The sequence below is a fragment of the Mesorhizobium sp. M6A.T.Ce.TU.002.03.1.1 genome (assembly GCF_003997275.1).
In the GTDB taxonomy this organism is placed as follows: Bacteria; Pseudomonadota; Alphaproteobacteria; order Rhizobiales; family Rhizobiaceae; genus Mesorhizobium; species Mesorhizobium mediterraneum.
In genome coordinates, this window is record NZ_RZTI01000030.1 from 39,609 (window position 1) to 55,011 (window position 15,403).

Consider the following 15,403-nt stretch of genomic DNA (forward strand, 5'->3'; position numbering starts at 1 on the left):
CGCTCGTGCAACGACAGCCCAGGCTCTATCCCGGTGTCAACGACTTGATCCAGTGATTTGTTTTGGCGCAACCATCAGCGCCGCTGATAGATCACCCAAACAACGGCACGACGTTGTTGTCCATGCCAAGCAGCCGGTCGATGGGCAGCGGCTCCTCGTCGAAGACCGTGCCGGCCAACACCGGCCGCGCCAGATGGTAACCCTGCAAAAGGTCGACGCCGCCGTCCAGCGCGACGCGCAAACGAGTGGCATTCTCGATTCCTTCGACCAGCACCTTGGTGCCGCGGTCGTGCAGCGCGGAGACCAGCGGCCGGAAAAATCGTTCGGCGGCGGCATGGCGACAGAATTCCGCAAACCAGGTGCCGTCGATCTTGACGATGTCAGGCCGGACAAGGGCGACCCGTTCTTCCGTCGAATGCCCGGTGCCGAAATCGTCGATGGCGATGCGAATGCCGTCACGCCGCATCTCGCGCACCAGGCTGACGAGCACCTTGTCGTCGGCTGCCTGCTCGGTGATCTCGCAGACCAGCATGCCGGGGTGCAGGTCGAGCTCGGCGAGATGCCTGGTCATCAGCCTGATCTCAGCCAGCGCTCGCCCGGGGTCATCATTGATCAGCGGATTGTAGTTGAAGAACAGGTCGAGCCCGTCGACACCGATGTTGCGGAAGTTCCGGAGATGCAGCATCCGGCACATCGTCTCGACGAACAGGCGATCCGGCAGGGGCACGCCCTCGAAAAACACGGGTGGTGCGACCGACCTGCCGGCGCGGTGCGGCTCAATCAGGCCTTCGACCGCTACGGCCGTCAAAAACCTGCCGCGTGGCGCAAAAATCGGCTGGTAGGCGCTCCTCAGCCGGAACGCGCCATAGACGCCATATTCGATCCCGACCTCGTCGGCGAAGATCGCCTCGCCGACATTGCGCCGCCTGTCGTGCCGTCCGGTCATGGCGCCACCTTGCGGCCGAAAGCCCGTTTCGGCCGCAGCGAGGACGATACAATCGCAGGCGCATCGCCGGCATTGGACACTGCCGCGGGCATCTGCCTGTCCTTGCCGAAAACGTGAAAGCTGGTCGGCGCAAGCTCCGGGCGCGCCAGCGCGAATCCCTGCACCATCGAGGCTCCCGATTTCTCGGCCAATTCAAGCTGCCAGCCCTCCTCGATGCCCTCGAACACCGTGCGGGTGCCTTGCTCTTCGAAACTTGCCACCATGGCGGTCAGCAGCGCGAAGCCGGCGCCGGACTCCATCAGTTGCATGATCCAGCGTGCGTCGAACTTGACGATATCAGGCCTGAGCTCCTTGATGCGGTTGATGTCGGACTCATCGGCACCATAGTCGTCGACGGCGATGCGAAACCCATTGGCCCTGAGCGCCTCGACGAAATTGTAGAGGGTTTCCTGCGACGCCGATTTCTGCTCGGTCACCTCGCAGACGACGCGGTTCGCATCGATATCAGCCTCATGCAGCACCAGCCGCATGTCGCGCAGCGCCTTGTCGGCGATGCTGCGATCGGTGAACACGGACGGGTCGAAATTGATGAAGATGGACGCCTCTGGCGGCAGGCTGGCACCGGCGTTCAGAAGGTGCAGCGTCCTTGTCAGCGCCTCGATATGCAGGCGGTCGACCGTCGGACAGGTGTTGAAAAAACTCATCGGCGACTGCGGCTCGCCATCGCGGAACGGCCGGATCAGCCCCTCGAATGCGGTGACCGACAATTTTCCGTTGCTGAAGGCGAAGATCGGCTGGAAAGCGCTCTGCAGCGTATGGGTGCCCCAGACACCGCTGGCGGTGCCGTCGTCATGACGGACGATATGGGCAAGCCCGATGCTGCGCGACACGGTTCCTCGCTTTGCGAGACTGGCGGAATGGGTCGTGATCCAGCCACTCGGGGTTTTACCGCCGGTAAGTGAATTTATTGTTGCCGGATTTGCCGGGGATTTGAGATCTGGCTCATCCGACAGTGCTTGCGCTTGGTGGAATGATGCGACATGAGATGCGCCGCGGTTGGATGGACCGCCTGCATCCCAAAGGAGACAATATCGTCATGGCCTTTCTTGCCGACGTCCTTTCCCGCGTTAAGCCTTCCGCGACCATCGCAGTGACGCAGAAAGCGCGCGAGCTGAAAAACGCCGGCCGTGACGTGATCGGGCTGGGTGCCGGCGAGCCGGACTTCGACACGCCGGACAACATCAAGAACGCTGCGATCGACGCTATCCGCCGCGGCGAAACGAAATATCCTCCGGTTTCCGGTATCGTGCCGCTGCGCGAGGCGATCGCGAAAAAATTCAAGCGCGAGAACAATCTCGACTACCGGCCGGAGCAGACCATCGTCGGCACCGGCGGCAAGCAGATCCTGTTCAATGCCTTCATGGCGACGCTGAATCCCGGCGACGAGGTCATCATCCCGAGGCCGTACTGGGTCAGCTATCCCGAGATGGTGGCGATCTGCGGCGGCACCTCGGCTTTTGCCGACACCTCCATCGAGAACGGCTTCAAGCTGACGGCGGCGGCGCTGGAAAAGGCGATCACACCGCGCACCAAATGGCTGTTGATGAACTCGCCGTCGAACCCTTCGGGCGCCGCCTATACCGAGGCTGAATTGCGCGATCTGGCCGACGTGCTGTTGAAGCATCCGCATGTCTGGGTGCTGACCGACGACATGTATGAGCACCTGATCTATGGCGACTTCGTCTTCAAGACCATCGCCGAGGTCGAGCCGAAGCTTTATGAGCGCACGCTGACCATGAACGGCGTGTCGAAGGCCTATGCCATGACCGGCTGGCGCATCGGCTATGCGGCCGGGCCGGTGGCGCTGATCAAGGCGATGGACATGATCCAGGGCCAGCAGACGTCCGGCGCCTGCACCATCGCGCAGTGGGCGTCGGTCGAGGCGCTGAACGGTCCGCAGGATTTCATTGCGAAAAACAAGGCGATCTTCCAGGCGCGGCGCGATCTCGTCGTGTCGATGCTCAACCAGGCGCGCGGCATCACATGCCCATCGCCCGAAGGCGCCTTCTATGTCTATCCGTCCTGCGCCAAGCTGATCGGCAAGAAGACCAAAGCCGGCAAGGTGATAGACAGCGACGAGACCTTCTGCTCGGAGCTGATCGAGGCGGAGGGCGTGGCGGTCGTGTTCGGCTCGGCTTTTGGCCTCGGCCCGAACTTCCGCATCTCCTACGCCACATCCGAGGCGTTGCTCGAAGAGGCCTGCACGCGCATCCAGCGCTTCACCGCCTCGCTGACCTGATCAGGGCATCCCGAACGCCAAAACCCGGCCGCGAGCCGGGTTTTCGAGGCGATAGGCACCAGCCTCATCCCTGCTCATTGGTTTCGCGCGCCGAACGTGCCTCGGCCGGCGCCAGAATGGCGACCAGAAGCCCGGCCGTGACGAACGAGACGATGGCCGCCGTCAGCATCGCCGCATGGAAGCCGCCGGCATAGGCGGCTGCGAACAGAGCGCGCAGGCCGTCCTCGCCCATCGCCGCATCGGCTGCGAAATCGTGTCTTGAAACGGCGGCGCGAGCCACCGCTCCAGCATTGGCGACCCCAGCATTTTCAAGATGCCCCGTCAGCAGGGTTGCTGCCCGCATGCTCATCAGGGCGCCGAGCAGCGCGATGCCGATGGCGGTCCCGCTCTGGCGGGTTGCGTTGATCACCGCCGACACCATGCTCGACCGCTCGCGCGGCGCAAACGACATCGCGGCGGCGCTGCCGGTCGGGATCGACAGCGCGTTGCCGAGGCCGCCGACGGCAAACAGCAGGCCGATCGTCACATAGGGGCTTGAGGCTTCAACCCAGCACATGCCCAGCATGGAAAACCCGCTCGAAAGATAGCCGGCGGCCATCAGCGCCGAATGTCCGTAGCGCTGACTGAGCCCGCCGATCGCCGGCGACACGACCATCTGGACAAGGAACAGCGGCGCCATGCGCAAGCCGGTCTGTGTCGGCGACCAGCCCTGGGCCTGCTGCAGGAACATCGAATAAAGGAAGACGCCGGTGTAGGAGGTGAGGCCGAGCGCGAACGATGCGACATTGGCGACGGCAAAGCGAATGTCGCGAAACAGGCCAAGCGGCAGCATCGGCCGCGGCGTGCGCGCCTCGAAGGCAAGGAAGACTGCCAAGCCGGCCAGGCCGGCAACAACGGCCGTGACCGTCCGCGGATCGCCCCAACCGTTTTCACCTGCCGATATCAGGCCAAAGGTCAGCGCGCCCAGCCACAGAATGCTGAGCGCCAGGCCGACAAGGTCGAGATGAGCATGCTCGGGGTGGGAAGTCTCTACGATCGAAGCTGCACCCAGCACGATCGTGGCCAAGCCGAGCGGCAGGTTGATCAGGAAAATGCTCTGCCATCCGGCGGCTTCGACCAGGATGCCGCCGACGACGGGGCCGGCGAGCAGCGAGATGGCGGCAAACGACGCCCAGCCGCCAATGACGCCGGCGCGCTCGCGAGCGTCCGGAAACGCCTGCGTCAGGATCGACAGCGCGCCCGGAATGATCAGCGATCCGGCGATCCCCTGCACCACCCGGCCTGCCAGTAGCACAGGCAGGTTGGGCGCGATTGCACAGATGGCAGAACCAGCCACGAAGATGCCGATGCCTGCCAGCCAGGAGCGCTTGCGCCCGTAGCGGTCACCGATCAGGCCTGCCGACAGCATGAAGGCAGACAGGCAAAGCGTGTAGGCGTCGATCACCCATTGCAGCCCGGCGAAATCGATGCCGAGCGCAATCTGGATCGTCGGCAGGGCGACATTGACGATGCTGATGTCGAGCAGCGCGACGAATGTGCCGAGATAGACGGCGGCAACAAGAGGCAAGCGACGATTCGACATGACGACTCCAAACCTGAGTGTTGAAATCACCTATAATGATCAGACGCGACGCGCTTTAGGACCGATCAAAAGCGCCCGGCTCAGCCGCCATACTGCTCGTCCGTCACCTTCTCCAGCCAGTCGGCATGGACGCCGTCGAGCGCCTCCTGCATGGCGATATGCTCCATCGCCGATTTCGGGGCAGCGCCGTGCCAATGCTTTTCATCAGGCGCAAACGAGATAACGTCGCCGGCCCGGATCTCCTGTATCGGCCCGCCCCAGCTTTGCGCGAGGCCGGCGCCTGATACGACGTAGAGCGTCTGCCCAAGCGGATGCGTGTGCCAGTGGGTACGCGCGCCGGGCTCGAAACTGACCATGATGGCGCGCAGACGCGCCGGGGCTTCCTTCTCGATGATCGGCGTCTGCAACACACGGCCGGTGAAGTACTTTTCCGGGCCAATGACGGTCGGCACGCTGCCGCAGGCAATGATCTTCATCGTCGCGAATCCTCAAGCTGATGGCGGATCGGTCGGCGGCGACCGTTCCTTTTTGTCGCAAGAAACGGGCACTTTCGTCCGATACCCGTCATGGCGCAACCGCTTTTACGGCTGTTCGGCGACGGCTCCATCGCGGGATTTGATGGGAAGCCTGGGCTCGCATCCGGCGGCTCCACCGATCACGGCTCAGCATCCGCAACGTCAGGCAGCCCTCAAATCCCTTGCCCTCCCGGCTAACCCGTGGGACGATGCTTTTGGGCAGGTGGCGAACTGAAAAAAAAGCCCCGCCCGCGACGGTCGACAGGCCGGCCGCCGCTCCCAGGGAAACGCCTGAGTGGAGGTCAGTCATGGGAACTCGCGCCGGAGGACGACGCACGGGACCGAAATGCATTGCCATAGTCGGTCCCTTTGCAAGCGGTAAGACGACACTTCTCGAAGCCATATTAGCCCGCACGGGCGCCATTCCCCGCCAGAATCCCGTTTCCTCGGGAAACACCGTTTCCGACCATTCGCCCGAGGCACGCGCCCACGCCATGAGCGTCGAGGCAACCTTTGCCACCACCGAATTCATGGGCGAGCAACTCACTTTCGTCGATTGTCCCGGCTCCATCGAATTCTCCTTCGAGGCAGAGCCGGTGCTTGCCGCCTGCGACATCGCGGTGGTCGTCGCCGAGGCCGACGAGAAGAAGATTCCTGCTCTGCAGCTGATCATGCGCAAGCTCGACGATCTCGGCGTGCCGCGCATCATGTTCCTCAACAAGGTCGACAAGGCGATATCAGGCGTGCGCGACACGCTGAAGATGCTGCAGCCGGCAAGCTCGGTGCCGTTGCTGCTTCGCCAGGTTCCGCTGCGCAAGAACGGCGTCGTCATCGGCTCGATCGATCTCGCTCTGGAGCGCGCCTACATCTATCGCGAATATGCCGAAAGCGAGGTGGCCGAGATTCCGGGCGACGACAAGGCGCGCGAGTTGGAGGCTCGCTTTTCCATGCTGGAGACGCTCGCCGATCATGATGACCAGTTGATGGAGCAGCTCCTCGAAGAGATTGAGCCGCCGAAGGACGCGATCTTCGACGATCTCGCCGCCGACCTGCGTGACGGCGCGGTCACCCCGGTGCTGATCGGCACTGCGGAGAAGGGCAACGGCGTGCTGCGCCTGTTGAAGACGATCCGCCACGATGCGCCCGACATCGAGGCGACCCGCAAGCGCCTTGGCGCACCGGACGGAAATGCGACCGTAGTCCAGGTGATGAAAACCATTCACACCGCGCATGGCGGCAAGCTGTCGGTCTCGCGCATCCTTTCCGGCCAGCTTGCCGACGCCTCCGAGCTCTTCCTTTCGAATGGCGCCACGGCAAAAGTCTCCGGCATCTACAGAATGCTCGGCAAGGATCAGTCCAAGCTCACCTCGGCCAAGGCCGGCGACACGGTCGCGCTCGGCAAGCTGGACGACGTCACGACCGGCCAGACGCTGAGCTCGGCCAAAGGCGGCATCAAGCCGCTGGTAACGCTGGCGCCGCCGCAACCGGTCTTTGCCTTCGCGTTGCGCCCGAAGGAACGCAAGGACGAGGTGAAGATGTCGGCGGCCATCCAGCGCCTTGCCGAGGAAGACCCCTCACTCAGCCTGCGCCACAATCAGGATTCGGCCGAAACCGTGCTGTCGGGCCATGGCGAGATGCATCTGCGCGTCGTGCGCGAGCGGCTGGAAGGCAAGAACCAGATCCCGATCGAAGGCCATCCGCCGGCCGTGCCTTATCGCGAGACGATCCGCAAAACGGCGCAGCAGCGTGGCCGCCACAAGAAGCAGTCGGGCGGCCATGGCCAGTTCGGCGACGTCGTGATCGAGATCAAGCCGCTGCCACGCGGCTCCGGCTTCCAGTTCACCGACACCATCACCGGCGGCGCCGTGCCGAAAACCTATATCCAGTCGGTCGAGACCGGCGTGCGTGATTATCTGAAATCCGGCCCGCTCGGCTTTCCGGTGGTCGATGTCGCCGTCAATCTGTCCGACGGCTCCTATCACGCCGTCGATTCATCAGACATGGCCTTCCAGATGGCGGCGAAGCTGGCAATGAAGGAAGGCATGGCGGCCTGCTCGCCAGTGCTGCTCGAACCGGTCATGAAGGTCGAGATCGTCACGCCGTCCGACGCGACGTCGAGGATTATCGCCCTGATCCCGCAACGGCGCGGCCAGATTCTCGGCTACGATGCGCGGCCTGGCTGGCCGGGATGGGATGTGGTCGAGGCGACCATGCCGCAGGCCGAGATCGGCGACCTGATCATCGAGCTGCGTTCGGCCACCGCAGGCGTGGCCAGCTATCGTGCCGCCTTCGACCATATGGCCGAACTCACCGGTCGCCTGGCCGACGAGGCGTTGAACGCCAATGGCAAGGCCGCCTGATACTGGAGTATCGCAGGCTGCTGAACACAAGGAAACGGCGTCCGGAATGATCCGGACGCCGCTCTCTTGCGGACCGTCTTCGTGGGAGGCGAAACGGCAGGTCCGCCGCACATGCCGCCAGCGCCTGACGGCCTCAGCGGAAGAATGGTTCGGACGCGGTAGCCGCCTGAGCCCGGATCGTCCGAGTGATGCCCCCATCTCCCGCACGAACCACACCGCGTCCTATGATCTGCTTAGTCGATGCTGGGCGCCTGTGACAGGTTACCTGAGGTTACATGTCACTGTTACGTGACAATTTCGGTCGGCTTTCCCTCAGCGCCAGCAGGTTTCGGGCAACAAAAAAGCCGGATCAATGAAGATCCGGCTGAGTTTGATTGGAAGTGCCTGTTAGGGCTAACCTCCAGAGGGGAACACTCGAGGGCGCTAATGGGAGGAGAACGCGCCCAGGAGATGATCTATATATGTGCTCATCATGCCCAAGAAACAAGCATCTATTTTGCAACACACGCATGCAAAATGACACAGGCTGTGGTCTAATCCATTCCTTGCCCTCGTAGGACCAGCAAAATCGTCGAAATGCGATGCACAGCCAGGAAAAAATCGACGCGATATAGCGAATCAGAGCCGATTTTCGCTCCAAATGCAGAAGACAACGAATGACGTCGAATCAGGCAGCATGCGTTTATTTTTGCAGCAGCCGCGTATCGGCCCGAAATTGGAATCGATTTTTCGCTGCGCTGACCTTCGGTTCGAAACGCACGACGCGTAGACTCCAAGCGCTAGAGTGTACTTTGTGCGTCCAAGTGGAAGCACGCCACTCTAGAAGGAAGCTCAATGAGGACACGTCAGGCGATCGCCGGCAGCGCGTTATTCTTCATTGCAGCGCCCGGCGTGGTCGCGGGGTTGCTGCCCTGGCTGTTGACCGATCGCTATCGTCTGCCATGGTCGACCCTGCCCGGCTTGGTCCCGGTCGGCTGGGTCCTGATTGTCGTCGCAGCGGCCTTGCTGCTTCATGCCTTCGCCCGTTTTGCTTTCGAAGGCCTGGGCACGCCCGCCCCGGTCGCGCCGACCGAGCAACTGGTTATCGGCGGCATCTACCGCCATGTCCGCAACCCGATGTATCTGGCGGTGCTGTCGATCATCCTTGGCCAGGCACTGCTGTTTTCGAGTTGGGCTCTCATCGCCTATGCCGCTATCGCCGCCATCGCCATGGTCTCGTTCGTGAAGCTCTACGAGGAACCGACGCTTGCCCGCCGCTATGGCGCCGACTACGAGGCCTACCGCCATGCCGTTCCAGGCTGGCTGCCCCGCCTGACGCCATGGCGCGGCCAGTAAGAGATGATCGTCCGCGGTGCAAGGCAGGAAGCGACGTGCAGAAGGGTTAGAACGACCAGCTGCGCGCCTTGGCGATAATGAAATCGCGGAAGACGTGGAGTTTCGCCTGGTTCTTCATCGCATCGGGATAGGCGAAATAGGTGTCGAAGGACGGCACTTCGGTCTCCGGCAGCAACTGCACCAACCCTGAGTCCTTGCTGACCACATAGTCGGGCAGCATGGCGATGCCGGCGCCGCCCTGTACCGCGCGCTTGATCGACAATATGTCGTTGATCTGCAGCGTCGGCACCCTTTGCCCGCCTTCGAAATCGCCAACCGTTTCCAGCCAGTTCAATTCCGACAGATGCGCCGGCACCGGCACCACCGCATTGGCCGGCAGCGCGACATATTCGGCGAGCGATCCGGGCAGCGTCACGCCGCGCATCTCGGTCGTCTCGTAGGGCCGCGGACGGCCGCCGATCCAGTGCGGCTTTGCATGGGCGATGACGCGGTCGTTAACGGCGAGCCTCGACACGCCCTCGCCGATGCCGACGATCTCGCCGGCGCCGTCGACGACCGGAATGAGCGGAAAGCTCGGACCAGGATAATTGCCGCTCGCCACCGCGACATCGACGAAATTGAGGCTCGCGGCGCGCAGGCGGATCAGCACTTCGCCGCGCTGCGGTTCAGGTGTGGCAACGGTGGCGGCGCGAAAGGCGTCCAGTCGGAGTGCAGTCAGTTCGATGGCTTTCATGGTCTCACTCCGGTTGATCGGCCGACGGGCCAATAGATGGGATTGAGTGAAACTAGCTGCTGCGCTATCTCTGCATAATCTTTAGCTTTTGCATTTGAGTTATGCGCCTGATGCAGCAATCCCATGAACCGGCCGCACTGGCCGAGATGGCAGCCTTCGCGGCGATCGCCGAGGCACGCTCCTTCACCAAAGCGGCGGCGCGGGTGGGGCGCGATGCGACGATCCTGTCGCGGCGCCTCGCGTCGCTGGAAGAGCGGCTCGGCGTGCGGTTGCTGCACCGGACGACGCGCAGCGTATCGCTGACCGAGGCCGGAGCCGAGTTCCTCGTCCGCGTCCGCGCCATCCTGGCCGCGGTCGACGAGGCCGAGGCGGCTGCGTCGGCGCATGCCGGCGGCGGGCCGCGCGGCGTGTTGCGGCTGGCGCTGCCCGGATCGTTCGGGCGCATGTGGATCGGCCCGCTGCTGCCAGAATTTCTCGCCGAATTTCCCGACGTTCGCATCGAGGCCGAGTTCTCCAACCGTTTCGTCGATCTCGTCGCCGAGAATTTCGATGTCGCCGTCCGTCTCGGCGCGCTGGAGGATTCGCGCCTGGTGGCGCGCAAGGTGGCGACGCGGCGCCGGCTGCTGTGCGCCGCACCGTCCTACCTTGCTCGCGCGGGCACGCCGGCCACGCCGCAGGCGCTTGTCGAGCATGCTTGCCTGGGTTTCACCGGGTTCCAGACCTTTCCCGCCTGGGAGATGACCGACGGCACGGGCCGTCGCGTCCGTATCGAGGTTTCCGGGCCGCTGGTCACCGATGATGCCGAGGTGCTGGTCCAAGCCGCCGTGCAGGGCGTTGGGCTGATGATGAGCACGGATTGGCTCGTCGGACGCGAACTCGCCGACGGACGGCTGGTGCCTGTTCTGGAGGACCGGACGCTCGCCGACGAGGGCGCGGTCTATATCGTGATGCCTTCAGCCAAGGGGCAAGCGGCCAAGACGCGCGCCTTCGCCGACTGGATCGGCAAGCGCTTTGCGCCAGAGCCGCCTTGGCGGAGGTGAGGGTGCTGATCTCCCCCCTTGAGGGGGAGATGTCGCCGAAGGCGACAGAGGGGGTCGCCGCGCGTTGGGCGTCAGCGCCGTCTCTCGTAGAGGAAGGCGTCGGCGATCTATGTGAGACGACCCCCTCTGGCCGCTTCGCGGCCATCTCCCCCTCGAGGGGGGAGATTACGCGCTCAGCCGCCTCCGCCTCCACCTTGCTGCTTGATGAAATGAGCGAGCAGATCCATCGGCACCGGAAACACGACCGTCGACGAGCGCTCACCGGCGATGTCGTGGAGCGCCTCGAAATAGCGCAGCTGCATGGCCTGCGGTGTCTCGGACAGCATCTTGCCGGCCTCGACGAGTTTTGCCGCCGCCTGCTGTTCGCCGTCGGCATTGATCACTTTGGCACGCCGCAGCCGTTCGGCCTCGGCCTGCTTGGCGATGGCGCGGACCATATTCTCGTTGAGGTCGACATGCTTGATCTCGACATCAGAGACCTTGATGCCCCAGGCATCGGTTCGCTGATCGAGGATCTCCTGGATGTCGCTGTTGAGCTTGTCACGCTCGGCCAGCATTTCATCGAGCTCATGCTTGCCGAGCACCGAGCGCAATGTGGTCTGCGCCAACTGGTTGGTCGCGGCCATGAAGTCCTCGACCTGGATCACCGCCCGCTCGGCGTCGACGATACGAAAATACAGCACCGCGTTGACCTTCACCGAGACGTTGTCGCGCGAGATCACGTCCTGCGGCGGAACATCCTGAACCACCACCCGCAAATCGACCCGCACCATCTGCTGCACGAAGGGGATGAGGATGATCAGGCCGGGCCCCTTGACCCCGGTGAAACGGCCGAGCGTGAAGACCACGCCGCGCTGATATTCCCTCAAGATGCGAATGGCCGCGGACAGGAACATGAGCACGACGAGCGCTGCTACCAGATAGGCCACATAACCGATGATCATTGCCTTGCTCCATCGCTTCCCGCATTGCGGCGCCGTATCGTCAGCACGAGACCCCTGACATTAGCCACCTCGACGTTGTCGCCCACTGCAAAGGGTTCGTCGGCCTTCGCCCGCCAGCGCTCGCCCCGGGCGAGCACGTGACCCTCGCTGCCCTCCCAGTCGAGGACCTTGGCCGGCAGCCCTTGCATGGCCTGTGCGCCAACACGCGGAGCGTTCTTGCGGGCCGCCCACAGATAGCTGCCGGTCAACAGCGCCAGGCCGAGCGTCAGGGCGGCGGCGGTGCCGATGACGGCCCACGACATCTCGAAGCCGGGCCCCTCGATCCTGAGCAGCATGGCAGCGCCCAGCAGAAAGGCAGCCACGCCTCCCAGCCCAAGCACCACTGTGGGGTTGAAGGCCTCGACGACGAGGAAGATGATGCCAAGCAGCATCAAGGCAAGGCCGGCATAGCTGATCGGCAGGAGATTGAGCGCATAGAGTCCGAGCAGAAGGCAGATCGTGCCAATCACGCCGGGCGCGACCGCGCCCGGGCTCGTGAACTCGAAGACGAGGCCATAAACGCCGATCAGCATCAGGATCACGGCGATGTTCGGGTCGGTGATGACAGCGAGAAGCCGGATGAGCCAGCCGGGCTCCAGCGTTTCAACCGGCAACCCTTTCGTCGCCAGCACCTCTTTCCTGCCGGCCATTTCCACCGTGCGGCCGTCAGCCAGCTGAAGCAGCTCGGTCGTGTCGCGGGCGACGAAGTCGACGACATGCTCCTGCAGCGCCGCGTTGGCCGACAGGCTGGCCGCCTCGCGCACGGCCTTTTCACCCCATTCGGCATTGCGCCCGCGCAGTTCAGCCAGGCTGCGGATCAACGCAACCGCGTCGTTCGTCGCCTTGGCGATCATCGCATCGCCCGCTGGCGGGTTCTTCTGGTCTTTGCCGGCTCCTGGGCCATTGTTCTTGTCGTCGCCACCGGGAAAGGATGGCAGCGGTCCGCCCATCTCGATCGGCGTTGCCGCACCCAGATTGGTGCCGGGCGCCATCGCCGCCACATGGGTTGCGTAGAGGATGTAGGTTCCGGCGCTCGCCGCATGACCGCCGGCGGGCGCGACATAGCCGATGACGGGAACCGGCGAGGCGAGCATATCGGCGATGATCTCGCGCATGCTGGTGACCAACCCGCCGGGCGTGTTCATCTGCAGGATGAGAACCTCGGCGTTCCGCTGCGCGGCTACCGCCAGCGCTTCCTCGAACTGCATGGCGCTCGCCGGACCGATGGCGCCGTCTATCTCGACGCGCAGCGCAATCCTCTCCTGGCCGTTCGCCTCTCCGGTTGCGGAAGAAAAACAAACGAACACAGCGGCTACAAAAGCCGCGGCAATCAGGGCTACACGCGCGAGTTTCACGCTCAAAGCTCCATATCAAGGATATGGGCTGGATTTTGCCGAAATCCATGACACTTCGCGGCGGGTTAAGCTGATCCAGGGCAACGCCCCGTCCGATTTCCAACGCGTAGGCGATCCGTAAGCGGGGTTCAGCCAGCCTTCCCTCGACGTCCAAAGCGAGGGGAAGACCGATGTCGAAGCTGCATGCCAATCTTCTGCTTCTGTTCGCCGCGGCACTGTGGGGTCTCGGCAATGTTCCGCAGAAGACCATTCTGGACCATCTCGACCCGTTGAGCGCGGTCGGCATGCGCTGCCTGATCGGCTGGATCCTGGTGCTTCCGCTGATCGCCACCGAACCCCGGCGACCGCCAGGCGGCCTCTATCGCGCGAGCTTGGCAAGGGTCAGCGTGCTGTTTGCAATCGCGATCGTCCTGCAGCAGATCGGCTATCTCGGCACGTCGGTGACGAATGCCAGCTTTCTGGTCAGCACGGCGACTGTGATGACGCCCTTCGCGGCGTGGCTGCTGATCGGCGAGCGGCTGACAGCGGCCGTCGGCCTCGCCGCCGGCCTGACGCTGGTCGGCGCGCTGCTCTTGTCCGGCGGCATCGCCAGCTTCAACCAGGGCGATGTGGCGATCATGCTGTCGGCGGGCTGCTACGCGCTCTGGATGGTCGAGCTCGGTCGTCATGCGCAGACCTATGGACGCCCGTTCACCGCCATGGCGGCGCAGTTCCTTGGCGCGGCGGTGATCAGCCTGCCGCTCGGCTTCTTCCATGGCAATCTGTCGCCTGCCAATGCGTTCGATGCCTGGCCGCAACTGCTTGTGCTCGGCGTATTCTCTACAGCCGTCTGCTTCGGCATCCAGACGATTGCCCAGCGTTTCACCTCGGCCAGCCACGCGGCGGTAATCGTCAGCGCCGAAAGCGTGTTCGGCGCCCTGGGCGCGGCACTTTTCCTGGGCGAGCGGACATCGTTCGTCGGCATGCTTGGGGCAACGATCATGCTGGCCGCCGCCCTCTACCTCGCTACTTCGGGGAGCGGAGCGATCAGGTCAGCGCCCGAAAACGGCGCCACCGGTGCTTGAGATTGTGAGACGCGACACACCGAACTATGCGCAACCCATTGGCAGGAAACGGGTGGTTTGCTCGCGCTGTTTCACCCATCTGATGGGCAGGACGAAGCCAGAGGAGGCAAAGCCATGACCATTCATTCGATAGGTTCGAGGGCAGCGGTCCGATCGGCGGAGACGCGCGTCGCCGCATATGATTGGCAGGCGTTGGCCGGGGAGATGAGCGGCTATGGCTGCGCGGTGATGGAAAAGCTGCTGACGCCGCAAGAATGCCGGGAGGTCGCCGGGCTTTACCCGGACGAGAGCCATTTCCGCAGCCATGTCCATATGGCGCGGCACGGCTTCGGCAAGGGCGAGTACCGCTATTTCCGCTATCCCTTGCCCGAGCTGATCGGCGGCTTGCGCACCGCGCTCTATCCGCGCCTCGCCGCGGTCGCCAACGACTGGAACCAGCGCATGAGCATCGCCCAGCGCTATCCGGACGAGCATGCCGCGTTCCTCAAGCAATGCCACGACCAGGGCCAGACGCGGCCAACGCCGCTCCTGCTGCAATATGGTCCCGGTGACTTCAACTGCCTGCATCAGGATCTCTACGGCGATCTTGCCTTCCCGCTGCAGGTGGCGATCTTGCTGTCCGAACCCGGCAAGGACTTCACCGGCGGCGAGTTCGTGCTGACCGAACAGCGCCCGCGCATGCAGAGCCGGGCCGAGGTGGTGCCGTTGCGCCAGGGCGATGCGGTCGCCTTCGCGGTGCACAATCGTCCGGTCCAGGGCAGCAAAGGCAGCTACCGCGTCAATCTCAGGCACGGCGTCAGTAGGCTTCGCTCCGGCATGCGCCATACCGTCGGCATCATCTTCCACGACGCGAAGTGAGGGCTGCGTAGACTTCCTTCTCCCTTCTCCCCTTGTGGGAGAAGGTGGATTGGCGCGCAGCGCCAAGACGGTTGAGGAGTGTTGGACGGAGCGCCGTCGTTGCCAAGCTGGAACACCCCTCATCCGACCGAGCTTCGCTCGGCCACCTTCTCCCCTTGTGAGACCTTTGCACAGAAGCCGAACGGTGATTCTGTGGTGAAGGTTGGAGCAGGGAGATTCGGGATGGCGGATCGTGTTTTGGGTCAGTTGAGTCTGGCGGACGGTCTGGCGGCGTCGGATGAGACGATTTTCGACCTAGTATCGAAGGAACTGGACTGGGCGCCGATCCGAACA

13 protein-coding genes and 2 pseudogenes are annotated in these 15,403 nt (G+C 63.6%); 7 read left to right on the top strand and 8 right to left on the bottom strand.

Annotated elements, in window-relative coordinates:
* Window positions 1-91 precede the first annotated feature (91 nt).
* Window positions 92-946: an EAL domain-containing protein gene (locus tag EOC93_RS12280; protein ID WP_127204729.1), complete on the bottom strand. Its 855-nt coding sequence runs from the start codon at window positions 944-946 to the stop codon at window positions 92-94.
* Entirely contained in the window at window positions 943-1,836 is an 894-nt protein-coding gene (locus EOC93_RS12285; protein ID WP_127204730.1) for an EAL domain-containing protein, read from the bottom strand. The genes EOC93_RS12280 and EOC93_RS12285 overlap by 4 nt, the downstream gene beginning before the upstream one ends.
* A gap of 206 nt (window positions 1,837-2,042) precedes the next feature.
* Between EOC93_RS12285 and EOC93_RS12290 the strand changes: the two genes are divergently transcribed.
* Window positions 2,043-3,245 carry a pyridoxal phosphate-dependent aminotransferase gene (locus EOC93_RS12290; RefSeq protein ID WP_126105322.1) on the top strand — a complete coding sequence of 401 codons (1,203 nt, stop codon included), beginning with the start codon at window positions 2,043-2,045 and terminating at the stop codon, window positions 3,243-3,245.
* A 64-nt stretch (window positions 3,246-3,309) separates the two neighbouring features.
* Here the strand turns inward: EOC93_RS12290 and EOC93_RS12295 are convergent, their stop codons facing one another.
* The gene (locus tag EOC93_RS12295; RefSeq protein WP_095488903.1) at window positions 3,310-4,827 is read right to left on the bottom strand and encodes an MFS transporter; all 1,518 of its coding nucleotides are present in this window, start codon (window positions 4,825-4,827) and stop codon (window positions 3,310-3,312) included.
* Window positions 4,828-4,907: 80 nt separating this feature from the next.
* A complete protein-coding gene (locus tag EOC93_RS12300; RefSeq protein WP_127204731.1) occupies window positions 4,908-5,303 on the bottom strand; it encodes a cupin domain-containing protein in 396 nt (131 codons plus the stop codon).
* Here EOC93_RS12300 and EOC93_RS12305 point away from each other — a divergent pair.
* From EOC93_RS12305 to EOC93_RS12315, 3 genes are all read left to right on the top strand, one after another.
* Window positions 5,293-5,577, top strand: coding sequence for a hypothetical protein (locus EOC93_RS12305; RefSeq protein WP_127204732.1), 285 nt, complete (start codon window positions 5,293-5,295; stop codon window positions 5,575-5,577). The genes EOC93_RS12300 and EOC93_RS12305 overlap by 11 nt on opposite strands.
* Before the next feature lie 73 nt (window positions 5,578-5,650).
* Window positions 5,651-7,702, top strand: coding sequence for an elongation factor G (locus EOC93_RS12310; RefSeq protein ID WP_126105319.1), 2,052 nt, complete (start codon window positions 5,651-5,653; stop codon window positions 7,700-7,702).
* 834 nt (window positions 7,703-8,536) lie between these two features.
* On the top strand, window positions 8,537-9,037 hold the full coding sequence (locus tag EOC93_RS12315) for an isoprenylcysteine carboxylmethyltransferase family protein (protein ID WP_127204733.1): 501 nt from the start codon (window positions 8,537-8,539) through the stop codon (window positions 9,035-9,037).
* Window positions 9,038-9,083: 46 nt separating this feature from the next.
* Here the strand turns inward: EOC93_RS12315 and EOC93_RS35540 are convergent.
* Both EOC93_RS35540 and EOC93_RS35545 read right to left on the bottom strand, forming a co-directional pair.
* Window positions 9,084-9,395, bottom strand: a pseudogene (locus EOC93_RS35540) (LysR substrate-binding domain-containing protein); the annotation flags it as partial.
* A 6-nt stretch (window positions 9,396-9,401) separates the two neighbouring features.
* Window positions 9,402-9,770 (bottom strand): annotated as a pseudogene (locus EOC93_RS35545) (alcohol dehydrogenase catalytic domain-containing protein); the annotation flags it as partial.
* A 110-nt stretch (window positions 9,771-9,880) separates the two neighbouring features.
* Between EOC93_RS35545 and EOC93_RS12325 the strand changes: the two are divergent.
* On the top strand, window positions 9,881-10,810 hold the full coding sequence (locus EOC93_RS12325) for a LysR family transcriptional regulator (RefSeq protein ID WP_127204735.1): 930 nt from the start codon (window positions 9,881-9,883) through the stop codon (window positions 10,808-10,810).
* Window positions 10,811-10,983: 173 nt separating this feature from the next.
* Here the strand turns inward: EOC93_RS12325 and EOC93_RS12330 are convergent, their stop codons facing one another.
* Both EOC93_RS12330 and EOC93_RS12335 read right to left on the bottom strand, forming a co-directional pair.
* A complete protein-coding gene (locus tag EOC93_RS12330) occupies window positions 10,984-11,754 on the bottom strand; it encodes a slipin family protein (protein WP_127204736.1) in 771 nt (256 codons plus the stop codon).
* Window positions 11,751-13,148: a nodulation protein NfeD gene (locus EOC93_RS12335; RefSeq protein ID WP_127204737.1), complete on the bottom strand. Its 1,398-nt coding sequence runs from the start codon at window positions 13,146-13,148 to the stop codon at window positions 11,751-11,753. The genes EOC93_RS12330 and EOC93_RS12335 overlap by 4 nt, the downstream gene beginning before the upstream one ends.
* Window positions 13,149-13,318: 170 nt before the next feature.
* Here EOC93_RS12335 and EOC93_RS12340 point away from each other — a divergent pair, with 170 nt between their 5' ends.
* Window positions 13,319-14,212 (top strand): DMT family transporter, encoded by an 894-nt coding sequence (locus tag EOC93_RS12340; RefSeq protein ID WP_127204738.1) that lies wholly within the window; start codon window positions 13,319-13,321, stop codon window positions 14,210-14,212.
* A gap of 114 nt (window positions 14,213-14,326) precedes the next feature.
* On the top strand, window positions 14,327-15,070 hold the full coding sequence (locus tag EOC93_RS12345) for a 2OG-Fe(II) oxygenase (RefSeq protein ID WP_127204739.1): 744 nt from the start codon (window positions 14,327-14,329) through the stop codon (window positions 15,068-15,070).
* Window positions 15,071-15,403: the final 333 nt, after the last annotated feature.